Origin of the sequence: Agromyces sp. PvR057, assembly GCF_040547485.1 — a bacterium.
In the GTDB taxonomy this organism is placed as follows: Bacteria; Actinomycetota; Actinomycetes; order Actinomycetales; family Microbacteriaceae; genus Agromyces.
This window is the reverse complement of the sequence record NZ_JBEPPT010000001.1, coordinates 1,992,506-2,006,183: the sequence shown is the minus strand read 5'-3', so window position 1 is coordinate 2,006,183 and position 13,678 is coordinate 1,992,506. Positions and strand designations below refer to the sequence as shown.

Below are 13,678 nucleotides of genomic sequence, written 5' to 3'. Positions count from 1 at the left end.
GGGGTGGCGGGCTCGGGGAAATCGACGCTCGCCGCCGCCATCGCCGAGCGACTCGGGGCGGTCTTCGTCGAAGCCTGACAGCCTGCACTCGGCGGACGCCGGGGCCCGGAGGGGCCGCCGGGGTCCCGCTCGCAGATGAGGACCGATGGCCGCGGCTCGCGCGGGTCGCGGTACGAACCCGCGCGGGATCCGGTGGAAACTGGTTCGATCATGGTGACGTTTCGTGCTACGACGCACGGGTGCTCCTCCCGGAACGTGACCTCGCTCCTCACCACTGACTCCAACCACTCAACTCCGCGTGAACTCATCATGTCGGCCCGCGATCTCCCCATGACTTGCGTTCTACAGTGGGCGAGGACAATGTGCTCGGAGACGGCCATGGCGGCCGGCATGAGGCAAGGGCAGGGGACATGGACGATCGACCTACCGAGGGGCTCCGCGACTACATCGAGTACCTGCGTCAGCAGGGATACTCGGTCCGGGATGGTCACACCCCCGACCCTGACCTGATCGACCCGCAGGGAAACGCCGTCTACACATGGCAGGAGGGATACCCCTACCCGGAGCTCATGGACCGCGATGCGTACGAGCTCGAGAAGTACTGGTTGCAGGTCGAGCTGCTGAAGTTCCAGTACTGGCTGGAAGACAACGGCCAACGCGCGATCATCCTGTTCGAGGGGAGGGATGCCGCGGGCAAGGGCGGCACGATCAAACGGTTCACCGAGTACCTGAATCCGCGGACGGCCCGGACGGTCGCGCTGACCATGCCCACCGAGCGGGAACGGGGGCAATGGTACTTCCAGCGATACGTGCAGCACCTTCCGACCAGGGGCGAGATCGTGATGTTCGACCGGTCCTGGTACAACCGGGCCGGTGTCGAGCGCGTGATGGGGTACTGCACCGACGAGGAGTACGAGGACTTCATGGTCCAGGCGCCGAGCTTCGAGAAGATGCTCGTCGATTCCGGTATCCACGTCACCAAATTCTGGTTCTCCGTGTCGAGAACCGAACAGCGCACGCGGTTCGCGATCCGGCAACTCGACCCGGTGAGGCGCTGGAAGCTGTCGCCCAACGACCTCGCCTCGCTCGATCGGTGGGAGGACTACACGGCCGCGAAGGAGGAGATGTTCCATCGCACCGATAAGAAGCACTCGGCGTGGACGATCATCCGCTCGAACGACAAGAAACGCGCGCGGCTCAACGCGATGCGGTTCTTCCTCGGACAGTTCGAGTACGAGGGACGAAACGACGACGTCGTCGGAAACGTCGATCCGCTCCTGGTGATGCGCGGCAAGCAGGAAACCGCAGACGAGTAGCTGGACGCGCGCGGCCGGCCGAGGCCGCTATCGGCTGTCGAACGCTCGCGTCCGCAGGATCGACGCGCAGGCCACGCCCGGCGGCCTTGAGCACCACCTCGACTCGGACCCCCGCCGGGGTCCCGGTCGTGCGGTTCGGAGGATGCTGAGTCCGAGGACGATCTCAGGGATGTCGAGATGCTCCGGCACCGGTCGGCCGGGACCGAGACGGTCGGGTCGAGCCGAATCCCGGCCGAGCGCGCTGAACGTCCGCGCCAGGTGGCATGCTAGTGCGGTGGGCAAGCTGACGTATCGATTCATCCGGACCGTCGAGATCGAGGATCGGCCGCTCGCGCATCTCCGGAACGTGATTCACGCCAAGATCCGCCGCGGCGAGTCCTTCGCATTCTCGTGGGAGCTTCCGGTCGATCGGGGCAGCGGCAGAAACTCGATCTGGCTCGGTCCGGACATCCCGGTCGTCTTCGAGTTCTTCGACGGCCGCGAGATCCCGCTCAACCCGTTGTGGCTCCGCGAGCTGGCCCGTACGGCGAACTCCCCGACGGGCCTCGTCCTCGTGCCCGAGCCTGACTCCGCGCCGACGCCGGAACGGTAACAGGCTCTGGTCAGGCTCCGGGCTCGAACCCGGGTTCCGGCGGTTCCGGAACGATGGTCAGACCGTTCGCCGAGTTCGCCGAGCGGTTCATCGCCTGCACCCATGCCGCGTTCAGGCGCGGCGCACGCCCGCCGAAGTACTCGAATGCGACCGGGATCGCCGGGGACAGCCACACCGAGGTTCGACCGAACCCGCTGGAACTCGCCGACTCCGTCCACGTGAACGCGAACGGTTCGCCTCGGCGAAGCTTCGCCCAGATCGCCGCCTGGAGGTGGGCGAGCACGCGGTCGTCGAACGAGACGACCAGCTTGGAATCGTAGGTGAGGGTTCCCATCACGAGAAGGATATCGGTTCGGAACTTCCACGCTCGCACCGCCGGCTGCGGATGCACGCCGGTGAGCGCGAACCTTACACCCCGTCTGCTGAGAACGGGTTGGCCTTGCAAGCCAAGCCCGATCTGGGGATTCTTGGTGGGTGGAAGATCGCGCATCGAGCACTACACCCGGAACCTCGGCCGATGAGTTGGAGCGTGCCGTGCGGCGGGGTGAGCTCGTCCCGTATTTCCAGGCCGAGTACGACCTCGCGTCCGGACGACCGGTCGCGTTCGAGGCGCTTTCCCGGTGGCTGCATCCCGAACGCGGCCTGGTGATGCCCGATCGGTTCATCGCGATCGCCGAGCGTACCGGACTGATCGGCGATCTCGGGCGAACCATCTTGGTCCAGGCCGGCCGACGCGTCGCGGACTGGCACCGCCGTGGCCGTCGGGTCGGTCTCGCGGTGAACGTGTCCCCTTCGCAGCTGCGCCCGGAGTTCGCCTCGACCATGGTTCAGTTCGTCCGCGCACTCGGTCTTCCCGAATGGACCGTGACCGCCGAGATCACCGAGACTCCGGCCCTCAGCGAGACCTGCGACGAGGTCGAGACGATGCAGGCACTCATCGCCGGCGGTGTCGGCGTCTCCGTCGATGACTTCGGGTCGGGCTTCACGTCGCTCGAGTCGCTCGAGCGCTTGCCGTTCACCGAGGTGAAGATCGACCGTTCCCTCATGCGGAGGCCGGGCCCCGAGGCCGACGCGTTGGCCCTCGACGCGGTCGCGGTGGCCCGGTCACGACAGGCCGTCGTCGTCGCCGAGGGAATCGAGACCGCGCAGGATGTCGACCGAGCCAAGGCATGGGGGTGCGACCGAGGTCAGGGGTTCTTCTTCTCGGCGGCGGTGCCCGCCGAAGACGTCGAACGATTGCTCGCCGCGGTCTAGCCGACCAGCTTCGGTCTCGCGGCGGCGGTTGCGGTCTCGCCGTTCTTCAGAGGATGATCTCGTCGCCCGAATCTCCGCCGGCCCGATTCTCGTCACGGTCGGACAGATCGCCTCCGACGTCGATCTGAGACCAGGTCACGGGCATTCCAGGGGAGAAGAGGATGTCGATGCCCGGGCCTCCGCGAAGCGGCGGGATATTGACATACCCCCCGCCGGCTTTGATCGCTTCGAGGACCTGCTGCTTCAGTTCGGTCACTGGATCGGGCAGGAAGTAGTCGCGGCCGTCAACGGTCAGTCGGTGCACAAGGGTCACTGGCTCAGGCTACCCCGACATTCCCCGTATGATCGGAATCGATGGGATACCTCCACTACGGCTCTCCGCCGGCCTCCTTCGCGATCCCCGATCGCACGCTCGCGCACCTCGAGTTCGTCGTGCTCGCCAAGCTGCGCCGCAAAGAGGCGTTCGCGCTGTCCATCGACGGTGACGGCGAAGCTCGCCAGCAGGTGTGGATCAACCCTTCGTCCATCCTTCGATTCGAGTTCGACGGCGCCCCTGGTGACATCAACCGGGTCTGGCTCGAGGAGCTGATCGACTCCGCGAACGGCGCAGCGGGAATGCGCATCACGCCCGAGCCGCGGTAACAGCCGCGGTTCGCACGGGCGGCTTGCGGCTCCTCAGTGTGAGATCCGGTTGCGACCGGCGTGCTTCGCCCGGTACATCGCCGCGTCCGCGGCCTCGAGGAGTCCGCCCCGCGGCGAACCGGGATCGGCGACCACAACGCCGCATGAAGCGGTGACCGAGATCCACCCGCGGTTCGTCGAGATCGGCAGGGCGATGGACTGCACGAGGCGTTCGGCGATCGCCTCGACATCCGCGCCGACGACGCCGTCGAGGAGCACCACGAACTCGTCACCTCCGAGCCGTACCACGTCGTCGTGCTCCCGCGAGGACTCGACGAGACGTCTCGCGACTTCGAGGATCACCGCGTCGCCGGCATCGTGTCCGTGCGTGTCGTTCACGTTCTTGAAGCCATCGAGGTCCACGAACAGCATCGCCTTGCCGTCGTCGCCGACCGGTCCGCGTGTCGCGAGACGCTCGACGAGGTATCGACGGTTGTACAGGCCCGTGAGGGCGTCGCGCATCGCGAGTTCCGCCAACTTCGCCTCGGCACGCCGCTGGAGCGCGATCTCGAGCTCGTGTGCGAGTTCCACCGTCTCCTCGATGACCGTTCCCCAGGGTTCGCTGCGATCACGCACCGTGCGCTTCCATGCGGCGAATGAGGTGCGGGGGGAGAGACCATCCGGTCGATTCACACCACCTGGGTCGCCGAGCCACGAGATCTCATGCGCGACCTCGCCGCGGAAGAACACGAGAGCGTCGCCGGTGTCGGCCAACGGCACGACAAGGAGACCGGCGACGCCGGGGAGCAGATCGGCGAGGTCGGGCCGGTCGGTGCGGAGGCACTCGGAGGCGAATCGAGCGCGACCCACGCGATCGAGCACTCGTTGGATCGCCGCGAGGGGCGGAACCTCACCCGCCATCCGCGCGGTGCCGCCGATCCAGACGAGCACGCCGTCGGCGGGGACGAGGTCGAGCACGGTCGCTGCGCCTCCGAGCAACGCCGTGTGGATGTCGTCCGAAGCGTAGAGCGGTGCCAGCAGCTCGGCCCGACGGGCCCGCACGTCGACCATGTGCCGGAGCCTGCGGATCTCGCGCATCGACGTGAGCTGCAAGGCGACCTGCCCGGCCAACACCTCGAGGGCACGACGCAGCAGGACCGGCAAGCGCCGCTCACGGCGATCCGCACACGTGATCATGCCGGTGAGTCGCCCGTCCTCGACGATCGAGAGAGAGAACGTGGACGCCTGCCCCATATTGCGCATGTACTGCAGGTGATATGGCGAGACACTCCGCAGTTCGGCGTCGGACAGGTCGAGCGTGTACGGGTCGTCGGCGAGTGAGAGAAGCGGGATGCCAGGGGCCTCGGTGCTCGCAATCGTGCGGCCGATCTTCGAGATGTACAGCGCGCGCGCCTGGACCGGGATGTCAGAGGCCGGGAAATGGAGTCCGAGATACGACTCCAGGTCCGCCGCTCGGTCGTCGGCGACGACCTCGCCGTGCCCGTCGTCGTGGAAGTGGTAGATCATGACCCGGTCGAATCCGGTGATCTCGCGGATCTCGGCTGCGACCGTCTCACGAAGCTCGGACTCGGACGTCGCGCGCGAGGCTCGCATGATCGCGCCCACCACGGCGGTGCGAGCGTACTCGCCGGCATCCGGCAGCGGTTCGATCTCGACGATGGTCAAGCCGTCGGCGCGATGCACGACCGCATCCGAGGCAACCCCCTCCCACATGATCCTGACGGGGTCGACAGCCCGGCCGGTGCGTACCGCGAACTCGAGCTCCTCGTTCCCGATGTCGCCCACGCGATGCCCCAACCAGTCGCTCGCGTTCGCGCTCGCGACCGAGATGACCCCGGAGAGGTCGAGGCCGAGGAGTGTGCCATGAGCCTGGATCGAGCCGGGGGTTCGAATCGGCTCCTTCGCGCACTCCGCGAGCCGGCGGAGCTCGTCGGGGTCCAGGGCGAGTTCGGCCGGGTCCACGATCACTCCGTTCGCCGGAAGGGTTCTGGTCGACCGGCGTGCACAGCGTACTGCACCCCGCCGACGGTCATGCGGGGATCCCGAACCACACCCCGTGCGGTGGCCCACCGCGGCAGCAATCCGCCCGGCCTGGCATGCCCGGTAGCCGATTGTCAAGGGTCGGTGCTCTGCAGCATCGGGACACGATCATGGGTTCGGAGGTCGAAATGCTGACGAAAGAACGGGAGCTGGTCTGGGAGCCCCTCGCGCGAGGATCCTGGCGGCTCTGCGATCCCCGGCACGCCGAAGGCGACGCTCGGCGGCTCGTCGCCTACGTCGAACGCAGCGAAGCCGGAGGATTCGAAGCAGTCTGGATCGGCCGGCGCGCTGCGCCATCGTGGCACATGTCCAGGGCCGACGTCGTGCGCGAGGCCCGCCGAGGCTCACGGACCGACGCACCATCGCCACGGAAGGGCGACTTCCACCGAGACACGATGCACGGGTCGGTGATCCCGCAGGACCGGCACCGTGAGTTGACACCGACTTCGCCGAGCTGACAAGGGGCAGACGATCGGCGATCCCCGGGGGGACCGACGTGAACGGCCCGGAACCTCGATGAGCTTCCGGGCCGTTCGCGTGTCGTCGGGTGGTGCTCCGTGCTCCGTGCTCCCTGCGATCTTCGACCGCCTCTTCGTTGGCGCGGACGCCGCGATCTCCAGGTCCACCCACGCGGGAAGCGACGCGTGACCGTCGTCGAGCCCTCACACTCTGCCCGTGGGTCATCGCGCTCGGCAACGTTCAGGATCGCGACCGCGGGCGCATGTCCCGTAGGGCCAGCCGGATCTCCGCGCCGAGGTCCGCGGCGGTCGGACGAAGCTCCGGCTCTGCTGCGGTCATCCGCTGCAGCAGGGACCGCCAGGGCTCGGGTACGGCTTCTGGCGGCATCTCGGGCGGCCCTGCGAGGCGCGCCATCGCCGAGGGGATGTGCGCGCCCGGGAATGCCCGCGCGCGAGTGAAGCACTCGAGCAGCACCAGGCCGAGGGAGTAGATGTCGGATGCCGTCGTCAGCGGGTGGTTGCGTACCTGCTCGGGGCTCAGGTAGGGGGCGGTCCCGGTGATGGCCTCGGACTGGAAGCCGGCGTCCGCCACCTCGACGGCGATGCCGAAGTCCGTGAGCATCGCGCGCTCGCGGGAATGCAGCGTTCCGTAGTTCACGATCATGATGTTGGACGGCGTGATGTCACGATGGATGATGCTCTGGGCGTGCACGTACTCGAGGGCCTCGGCCACCTCGTATCCGATCTCGCCGATCTCGCGCACGGAGAGGGGCCGCTCCGCCACCCGATCCCGCACGGTGGTTCCCTGAACCAGCTGCATCACGAGGAACGGACGCGGGTCTTCGGGTGCGGACGTGTCGACGCCGGCATCGACGATCGAGACGACCCCGTGATGGCTGAGAGCGGCCAGCATGCGGAGTTCGGCCCGGTACATCTCGACGTGCAGTTCGTTGCCGCCGCTGAACACCTTGATGGCGACGTCGCGGCCGAGGTACTCGTCACGACCACGGAACACGAAGGCCGCGCCGCCCCGTCCGATGCGGGCCAGCGGGCGATAGCGATCGAGCAGAAGCGGGGCGGAGGGCGCAGAGTCGGGCGCGCTCGAATCGGCCGGTTCCATGCCCTCCACACTATGTCGACCGGCGTCGGCGTGAAGGCGGTGTACACGAACGGCATTCACCCCTATCCTCCCGGCGTTCCCGGTGCGTTCGGAGAGCTGCGTCAGTCTTGACGGCGTGGAGGGCTGGATGACGTGACCGCAGGCGATCGCTCACCCTCCGACTTCACCCCTGTTCGTGGTGCGCCGGCTCCTCGTCGTCGAGATCGCGCTGGGCGTGCCGTGCGACCGTCTCCTCGACGGGACCGTGCACGACTGGTGACCGTGCACGACGGGTTCGGTTCCCGCCGCGCTCGGCCCCAGCTGTGCGTCGATCGAGGATCGCTGGTGCGGGAGTAGGGTCGACGCAGGCGCGGGCACCATGGATGCCCGAGACGAAGGGGGAGAGCCGTGGCCAAGAAGAAGCTCGAGAAGGCGGCGAAGAAGGCGATCACGGCCGCGCGCGATGCGGTCGATGATGCGGCGAAGGCGGTGCGCAAGCTCGACAAGAAGTCGAAGCAGCGTGTGAGGAAGCTCGATGCCGAGGTCGCCGCGCTGACGAAGGATGCGGCGAAGTCGGCCAAGCGCATCGACCGTGCGAGCCGCAAGGTCGAGCGTGCCGCTGCGGTCGCGGCATCCGCTCAGGAGCTCGCACTCGAATCCGAGGAGTACACCGCCGCCCGCATCGCCGAGGCCGCCGCACTGGTCGCGCTGGCGGAGTCGGCCGACGCGAAGACCGACACCGCGAGCGCCGTCGAGGTCGAGCCCGACACCGCACCGAGCGCCGCCCCCGCGGCCGCTCCCGCGGCACCGTCGTTCCGCGAGTTGCGCGAGGAGGCGAAGCAGCGGTCCGTTCCCGGATACTCGCGCATGAACAAGGCTGCACTCCTCGACGCGCTCGGGCGGGACTGAGTGTCGTTCACCTTCGCATAACCTGCCGCGCGTAACGTCGGCCGCCACGTCCAACGTTCCCGCAGCGCGGGTCAGAGGAGCATGCAGTGACGGAATCCCGCCGCGGGGTCATCAGCCGTTCGGGGTTCGCACCTGACGCTCGGACCCTCGTCGACATCCTTCGTGACACGGTCGCCCGCCACCCCGAGGCATCGGCCATCGAGGACGCGCACGGCGCCCTCAGCTATCGGGAGCTGATGGCGCGAGCGATCTCCGTCGCGGCCCGCCTCCAGGCTGCCGGCGTCGGACGGGGCGACCGCGTCGGCGTCCGCATGGAGTCCGGCTCGCGGGAGCTCTACGTGGCGATCCTCGGCATTCTCGTCGCGGGTGCCGCGTACGTGCCGGTCGACGCCGACGACCCCCAGGAGCGGGCGGATCTCGTGTTCTCCGAGGCTCGGGTGCGTGGCGTCATCGAAGGGCGCGGCCGCTTCGAGCCCACATCCGGGGCGGATGCCTCGGCCGAACGCCTCACAGAGGACTCGGCGCTCTTCGGCGACCCCGGCCCGCACCCGAGCACCGCATCGGCCCCGCTCACCGAACCGCCGACCGTCGATGACGACGCGTGGATCATCTTCACATCGGGCTCGACCGGCACGCCGAAGGGCGTCGCGGTCCGCCACCGTTCCGCCGCGGCATTCGTGGATGCCGAGGCGAGGCTCTTCCTGCCCGACGACCCGATCACCGCCGACGACCGGGTGCTCGCGGGCCTCTCGGTGGCGTTCGATGCGTCGTGCGAGGAGATGTGGCTCGCGTGGCGCAACGGCGCCTGCCTCGTCCCGGCGCCGCGGTCCCTCGTGCGCAGCGGCGCGGATCTCGGGCCGTGGCTCGCCGCACGTCGCATCTCGGTGGTCTCCACGGTGCCGACATTGGCCGCGCTGTGGCCGTCAGAGGCACTCGACAGCGTTCGGCTGCTCATCTTCGGCGGTGAGGCCTGTCCGCCCGAGCTCGTGAACCGTCTCGCGGTCGACGGTCGCGAGGTGTGGAACACGTACGGTCCGACCGAGGCGACCGTCGTCGCGTGCGGCACGGCGGTGCTCCCCGGCGAACCGGTGAGCATCGGCGTGCCCCTCGACGGCTGGGACCTGGCCGTCGTGGATGCCGCGGGCGATCCCGTCGACGACGGCGAGGTCGGCGAGCTCGTGATCGGCGGCGTCGGCCTCGCGCGCTACCTCGATCCCACGAAGGACGCCGAGAAGTACGCGCCGATGCCGAGCCTCGGCTGGGAACGCGCCTACCGCAGCGGCGACCTCGTTCGCTTCGATCGGCGGGGACTCCTCTACCAGGGGCGCGCCGACGACCAGGTGAAGGTCGGCGGCCGGCGCATCGAGCTCGGCGAGATCGAGGCCGCCCTGCACGAGCTCGCCGGCGTCTCCGCGGCCGCCGTCGCGGTGCGAAAAAGCCCGACGGGCAACGACGTGCTCGTCGGGTACCTCGCGGTACCCGATCGCACCGGATTCGATCGCGGGGCTGCCCTGTCGCGCCTGCGCGACGAGCTGCCGGCGGCACTCGTGCCGGTGCTCGCCGTGCTCGACGAACTGCCGGCGCGCACGTCGGGCAAGGTCGACAAGGCAGCCCTGCCGTGGCCGCTCGAGTCGGAACCCGACCCCCGGGCAGGCGGACTCAGCCAGGCCGAGGCGGCGCTCGCCGAGCATTGGCGAGCCGTGCTCGGAGTCTCGGTGACCGACCCCGACGACAACTTCTTCGACCTCGGCGGCGGTTCGCTGGCCGCGGCCCAGCTCGTCTCACTGATCCGGGCGACGGATCCGGAGTTCACGGTCGCCGACATCTACGCGCACCCGCGCCTCGGCGCGATGGCCGATGCCGTCGCCGACCAACCCGATCAGGACGACCTCCCTGTCTCCACGCACCTGATCGCACCGACCCCCCGGTCGATGCAGTGGCTCCAGACGCTGTTCGGCGTGCCGCTGTACATCCTGAACGGCATTCGCTGGCTGCTGTACCTGCTGACCGCGAGCGCGATCCTCCGACCGCTCGGCGGATTCGACTTCCTGCCGGAAGTCGACATCTGGCTGCTCCTGGGGGGCCTGCTCGTCTTCGTCACGCCATGGGGGCGGATGGCGATCGCCGTGGTCTTCGCGCGGCTGCTGCTCGTCGACATCCGGCCGGGCGACTACCCACGGGGTGGCGGGGTGCATCTTCGTCTCTGGCTCGCCGAGCAGGTGGCGCATCAGATCGGAGCTGCGAGCCTCGCGGGCGCACCCTGGATCTCCTATTACGCCAGGGCGCTCGGAGCCCGCATCGGGACCGATGTCGACATGCACACGCTGCCACCCGTGACCGGCATGCTCACGATCGGCGATGGAGCCTCGATCGAGCCCGAGGTCGATCTCGCCGGCTACTGGATCGACGGCGACCACGTGCGCATCGGGCCGATCCGCATCGGCGCGGGCAGCACGGTCGGGGCGAGATCGTCCCTCATGCCTGGCGCCCGCATCGGAAAGCGGGCGACGGTCGCGCCGGGCTCCTCCGTCTTCGGCCGCGTACCGTCGGGCCAGAACTGGGCCGGCTCGCCGGCCGTCCGCGTGGGTCGCTCAGCCGACTGGTGGCCGGCGGATCGCCCGCCGCGCCGTACCCGGTGGGTCGCCGCCTACGCCACGGCGTCGCTCGTCGTGTCGCTCGTGCCGGTCGCCGCCATCGCGGCCGGTGCGTCCGTCGTCGCCGCGACGATCCGCCACGCGCCGTCGCCCGATGCGGCGGCACTTCGCGCGTTCGCCGCCCTCGTGCCCGCGACGCTGCTCGCGGGTGTCGTGCTCGCCGCGCTCGTGGTGCTCCTCGTGCGCGCGCTCGGCGTCGGCCTCGAACCCGGGATCCATCCCGTGCGCGGGCGACAGGGCTGGCAGGCATGGTCGATCGAGCGCCTGCTCGACCTGTCGCGCACCGTCCTCTTCCCGCTCTACTCGAGCCTCGTCACGCCCATCTGGCTCCGGATGCTGGGGGCGAGCGTCGGCCGCGACGTCGAGGCCTCGACGGTGCTGCTGCTCCCGACCATGACGACGATCGGGGACGGCGCCTTCCTCGCCGACGACACGCTCATCGCCTCGTATGAACTCGGAGGCGGCTACGTCAGACTCGCGCGGGCCGAGATCGGCTCGCGCGCGTTCCTCGGCAACTCGGGCATGGCGGTCGCCGGGCACCGGGTCCCGCGCGACGGGCTCGTCGCGGTGCTCTCCGCCGCGCCCCGCAAGGGCAAGGCCGGATCGTCCTGGCTCGGCTCCCCGCCCGTGAAGCTGCGCAGGCAGACGCAGAGCACCGATGAATCGCGCACCTACCGCCCGCCGACCGGGCTCCGCGTTGCGCGAGCGGTGTGGGAGCTCCTGCGCATCGTCCCGATCTTCGTCACGACCGGCATCGGCCTCGCCGTCCTCCTCGCCCTCGCGTGGGCCGCCGACGCGTGGGGCATCCCACTCGCGGCGCTCTTCAGCGGCATCGTGCTCCTTCTCGCGGGGGCCGTGGCCGCGCTCGTGAGCACCGCGGCGAAGTGGATCCTCATCGGCCGCATTCGCGTCGGGGAGCATCCGCTCTGGTCGTCGTTCGTCTGGCGCAGCGAGGTCTCCGACACGTTCACGGAGATGGTCGCGGCACCGTGGTTCGCGCACGCCGCGGCGGGAACCCCCTCCCTCGTGTGGTGGTTGCGCAGCCTCGGCGCCTCCATCGGCCGGGGGACTTGGGTCGACAGCTACTGGCTGCCCGAGGCCGACCTGGTGCGCCTGGGCGATGCTTCGACGGTCAACCGCGGGTGCGTCGTGCAGACCCACCTGTTCCATGATCGAATCATGAGCATGGACACCGTCGCACTCGACGCGGGCAGCACCCTCGGACCGCACAGCGTCATCCTCCCCGCGGCTCGCATCGGCGCCAACGCCACCGTGGGCCCCGCCTCGCTCGTGATGCGCGGCGAGGTGGTGCCGGTCGGCTCGCGTTGGAGCGGCAACCCGATCGGCCCGTGGCGCGACGTCGTCGTCGGCAGGTACCACGGGCGCTGATGTCGAACTCTGCACCGGATGCGGCCGCAACCGCCCACAGCTACCTGCCGCGTTCGGGTACCGACGCGTTCCATGTCGAGTCGTACGACCTCGACCTCCGCTACAAGGTCTCGACGAACCGATTGGACGGCACGGCCGTCATCTCGGGTCGGGCCGTCACGCGGCTGACGAGCATCGCGCTCGACTTGGTGAACCTCCGAGCGAACAAGGTCCGGCTCGACGCCGACCGTCGCACCCGATTCACGCAGTCGGCCACCCATCTGATCGTGCGGACCCCGGCGCCGATCGAGCCGGGTGAAGCGTTCACTCTGGAGGTGGAGTACGCCGGGATGCCCTCGCCGCGGCGAACGCGCTGGGGCACGCTCGGGTGGGAGGAACTGACCGACGGCGTACTCGTGGCTTCGCAGCCATCCGGCGCACCCACCTGGTTCCCATGCAACGATCGACCCTCCGACAAGGCGCGATATCGCATCCGGATCACGGCAGAGCAGGGATACACCGTGATCGCGAACGGCCTGCTGGTCGACCATTCGGTCATCTCCGGTCGTGGAACGTGGACCTACGTGCAGGACGACCCGACGGCGACCTACCTCGCAACCGTGCAGATCGGTCGATACACGGTCGAGCGGCATCACATCGCCGGAGTCGAGGCGATCATGGCGTTCCCACCCGCCCTCGAACGGCAGGTGCACGCCGACTTCGCGGCGCTCAGCGCCATGATGGACGTCTTCCAGAAGGCGTTCGGCCCGTATCCGTTCCCCACCTACACGATCGTGGTGACGGACGACGTGCTCGAGATCCCCATCGAGGCGCAGGGCATGGCGACTTTCGGCGCGAACCACGCCGACGGACACGGCGGCTCCGAACGGCTCATCGCCCACGAACTCTCGCACCAGTGGTTCGGCAACAGCGTCGGCGTCGCCGGCTGGCGCGACATCTGGCTCAACGAGGGCTTCGCCTGCTACGCCGAGTGGGTGTGGTCCGAGGCGGCGGGCGGCCGCACCGCCGACCAGCACGCTCGCGCACACCACCTCGCGCTCCGGCTCAAGCCGCACGACCTCGTCCTCGACGATCCGGGGGCCGAGCACATGTTCGACGACCGCGTCTACAAGCGCGGCGCGTGCACGCTGCATGCGCTCCGCCGGACGATCGGCGACGACCGCTTCTTCGCCCTGCTCCGCACCTGGGTGTCGGAGCATCGCGGCGGCGTGGTGACGACCGCGGACTTCAGAGCGCTCGCGGTCGAGTACTCTCCTGTGCCGCTCGACGCGCTGTTCGATGCGTGGCTGTCGACGAAGAAGCTGCCTCCGCTCCCGTAGCCGGGT

At 69.1% G+C, this 13,678-nt stretch carries 11 protein-coding genes; 7 read left to right on the top strand and 4 right to left on the bottom strand.

What is annotated here, in order from left to right; genetic code table 11:
• Window positions 1–410 precede the first annotated feature (410 nt).
• The gene (ppk2, locus tag ABIC29_RS09190) at window positions 411–1,316 is read left to right on the top strand and encodes a polyphosphate kinase 2 (RefSeq protein ID WP_116081927.1); all 906 of its coding nucleotides are present in this window, start codon (window positions 411–413) and stop codon (window positions 1,314–1,316) included.
• 274 nt (window positions 1,317–1,590) lie between these two features.
• Window positions 1,591–1,908: a DUF7882 family protein gene (locus ABIC29_RS09185; RefSeq protein WP_116081924.1), complete on the top strand. Its 318-nt coding sequence runs from the start codon at window positions 1,591–1,593 to the stop codon at window positions 1,906–1,908.
• 10 nt (window positions 1,909–1,918) lie between these two features.
• Here the strand turns inward: ABIC29_RS09185 and ABIC29_RS09180 are convergent, their stop codons facing one another.
• Window positions 1,919–2,242: a DUF7882 family protein gene (locus tag ABIC29_RS09180; protein WP_354244505.1), complete on the bottom strand. Its 324-nt coding sequence runs from the start codon at window positions 2,240–2,242 to the stop codon at window positions 1,919–1,921.
• A 140-nt stretch (window positions 2,243–2,382) separates the two neighbouring features.
• On the opposite strand from ABIC29_RS09180, the gene ABIC29_RS09175 reads away from it, so the two are divergent.
• The gene (locus ABIC29_RS09175) at window positions 2,383–3,162 is read left to right on the top strand and encodes an EAL domain-containing protein (protein WP_116081919.1); all 780 of its coding nucleotides are present in this window, start codon (window positions 2,383–2,385) and stop codon (window positions 3,160–3,162) included.
• Window positions 3,163–3,208: 46 nt separating this feature from the next.
• On the opposite strand, the gene ABIC29_RS09170 is transcribed toward ABIC29_RS09175, so the two are convergent.
• On the bottom strand, window positions 3,209–3,475 hold the full coding sequence (locus tag ABIC29_RS09170; protein WP_116081917.1) for a hypothetical protein: 267 nt from the start codon (window positions 3,473–3,475) through the stop codon (window positions 3,209–3,211).
• Between the two features lie 41 nt (window positions 3,476–3,516).
• On the opposite strand from ABIC29_RS09170, the gene ABIC29_RS09165 reads away from it, so the two are divergent.
• Window positions 3,517–3,804 (top strand): DUF7882 family protein, encoded by a 288-nt coding sequence (locus ABIC29_RS09165; protein ID WP_116081914.1) that lies wholly within the window; start codon window positions 3,517–3,519, stop codon window positions 3,802–3,804.
• A 33-nt stretch (window positions 3,805–3,837) separates the two neighbouring features.
• Here the strand turns inward: ABIC29_RS09165 and ABIC29_RS09160 are convergent, their stop codons facing one another.
• A complete protein-coding gene (locus ABIC29_RS09160) occupies window positions 3,838–5,766 on the bottom strand; it encodes a bifunctional diguanylate cyclase/phosphodiesterase (RefSeq protein WP_354244501.1) in 1,929 nt (642 codons plus the stop codon).
• Between the two features lie 777 nt (window positions 5,767–6,543).
• Complete coding sequence (locus ABIC29_RS09155; RefSeq protein ID WP_116081912.1) at window positions 6,544–7,422, bottom strand: serine/threonine-protein kinase; 879 nt, start codon at window positions 7,420–7,422, stop codon at window positions 6,544–6,546.
• Between the two features lie 387 nt (window positions 7,423–7,809).
• Here ABIC29_RS09155 and ABIC29_RS09150 point away from each other — a divergent pair, with 387 nt between their 5' ends.
• The 3 genes from ABIC29_RS09150 (at window position 7,810) to ABIC29_RS09140 (ending at window position 13,672) form a co-directional block, all read left to right on the top strand.
• On the top strand, window positions 7,810–8,310 hold the full coding sequence (locus ABIC29_RS09150) for a hypothetical protein (protein WP_116081910.1): 501 nt from the start codon (window positions 7,810–7,812) through the stop codon (window positions 8,308–8,310).
• An 86-nt stretch (window positions 8,311–8,396) separates the two neighbouring features.
• On the top strand, window positions 8,397–12,353 hold the full coding sequence (locus ABIC29_RS09145; RefSeq protein WP_116081908.1) for a Pls/PosA family non-ribosomal peptide synthetase: 3,957 nt from the start codon (window positions 8,397–8,399) through the stop codon (window positions 12,351–12,353).
• A complete protein-coding gene (locus tag ABIC29_RS09140; RefSeq protein WP_354244498.1) occupies window positions 12,353–13,672 on the top strand; it encodes a M1 family metallopeptidase in 1,320 nt (439 codons plus the stop codon). The genes ABIC29_RS09145 and ABIC29_RS09140 overlap by 1 nt, the downstream gene beginning before the upstream one ends.
• The last annotated feature ends 6 nt before the right edge of the window (window positions 13,673–13,678 follow it).

Bases quoted from the DNA above. Each gene is read 5' to 3' on its own strand.
- ppk2 (WP_116081927.1), top strand. From the start codon at position 411: ATGGACGATCGACCTACCGAGGGGCTCCGCGACTACATCGAGTACCTG.
- ABIC29_RS09180 (WP_354244505.1), bottom strand. From the start codon at position 2,242: ATGGGAACCCTCACCTACGATTCCAAGCTGGTCGTCTCGTTCGACGAC.
- ABIC29_RS09165 (WP_116081914.1), top strand. From the start codon at position 3,517: ATGGGATACCTCCACTACGGCTCTCCGCCGGCCTCCTTCGCGATCCCC.
- ABIC29_RS09155 (WP_116081912.1), bottom strand. From the start codon at position 7,422: ATGGAACCGGCCGATTCGAGCGCGCCCGACTCTGCGCCCTCCGCCCCG.
- ABIC29_RS09140 (WP_354244498.1), top strand. From the start codon at position 12,353: ATGTCGAACTCTGCACCGGATGCGGCCGCAACCGCCCACAGCTACCTG.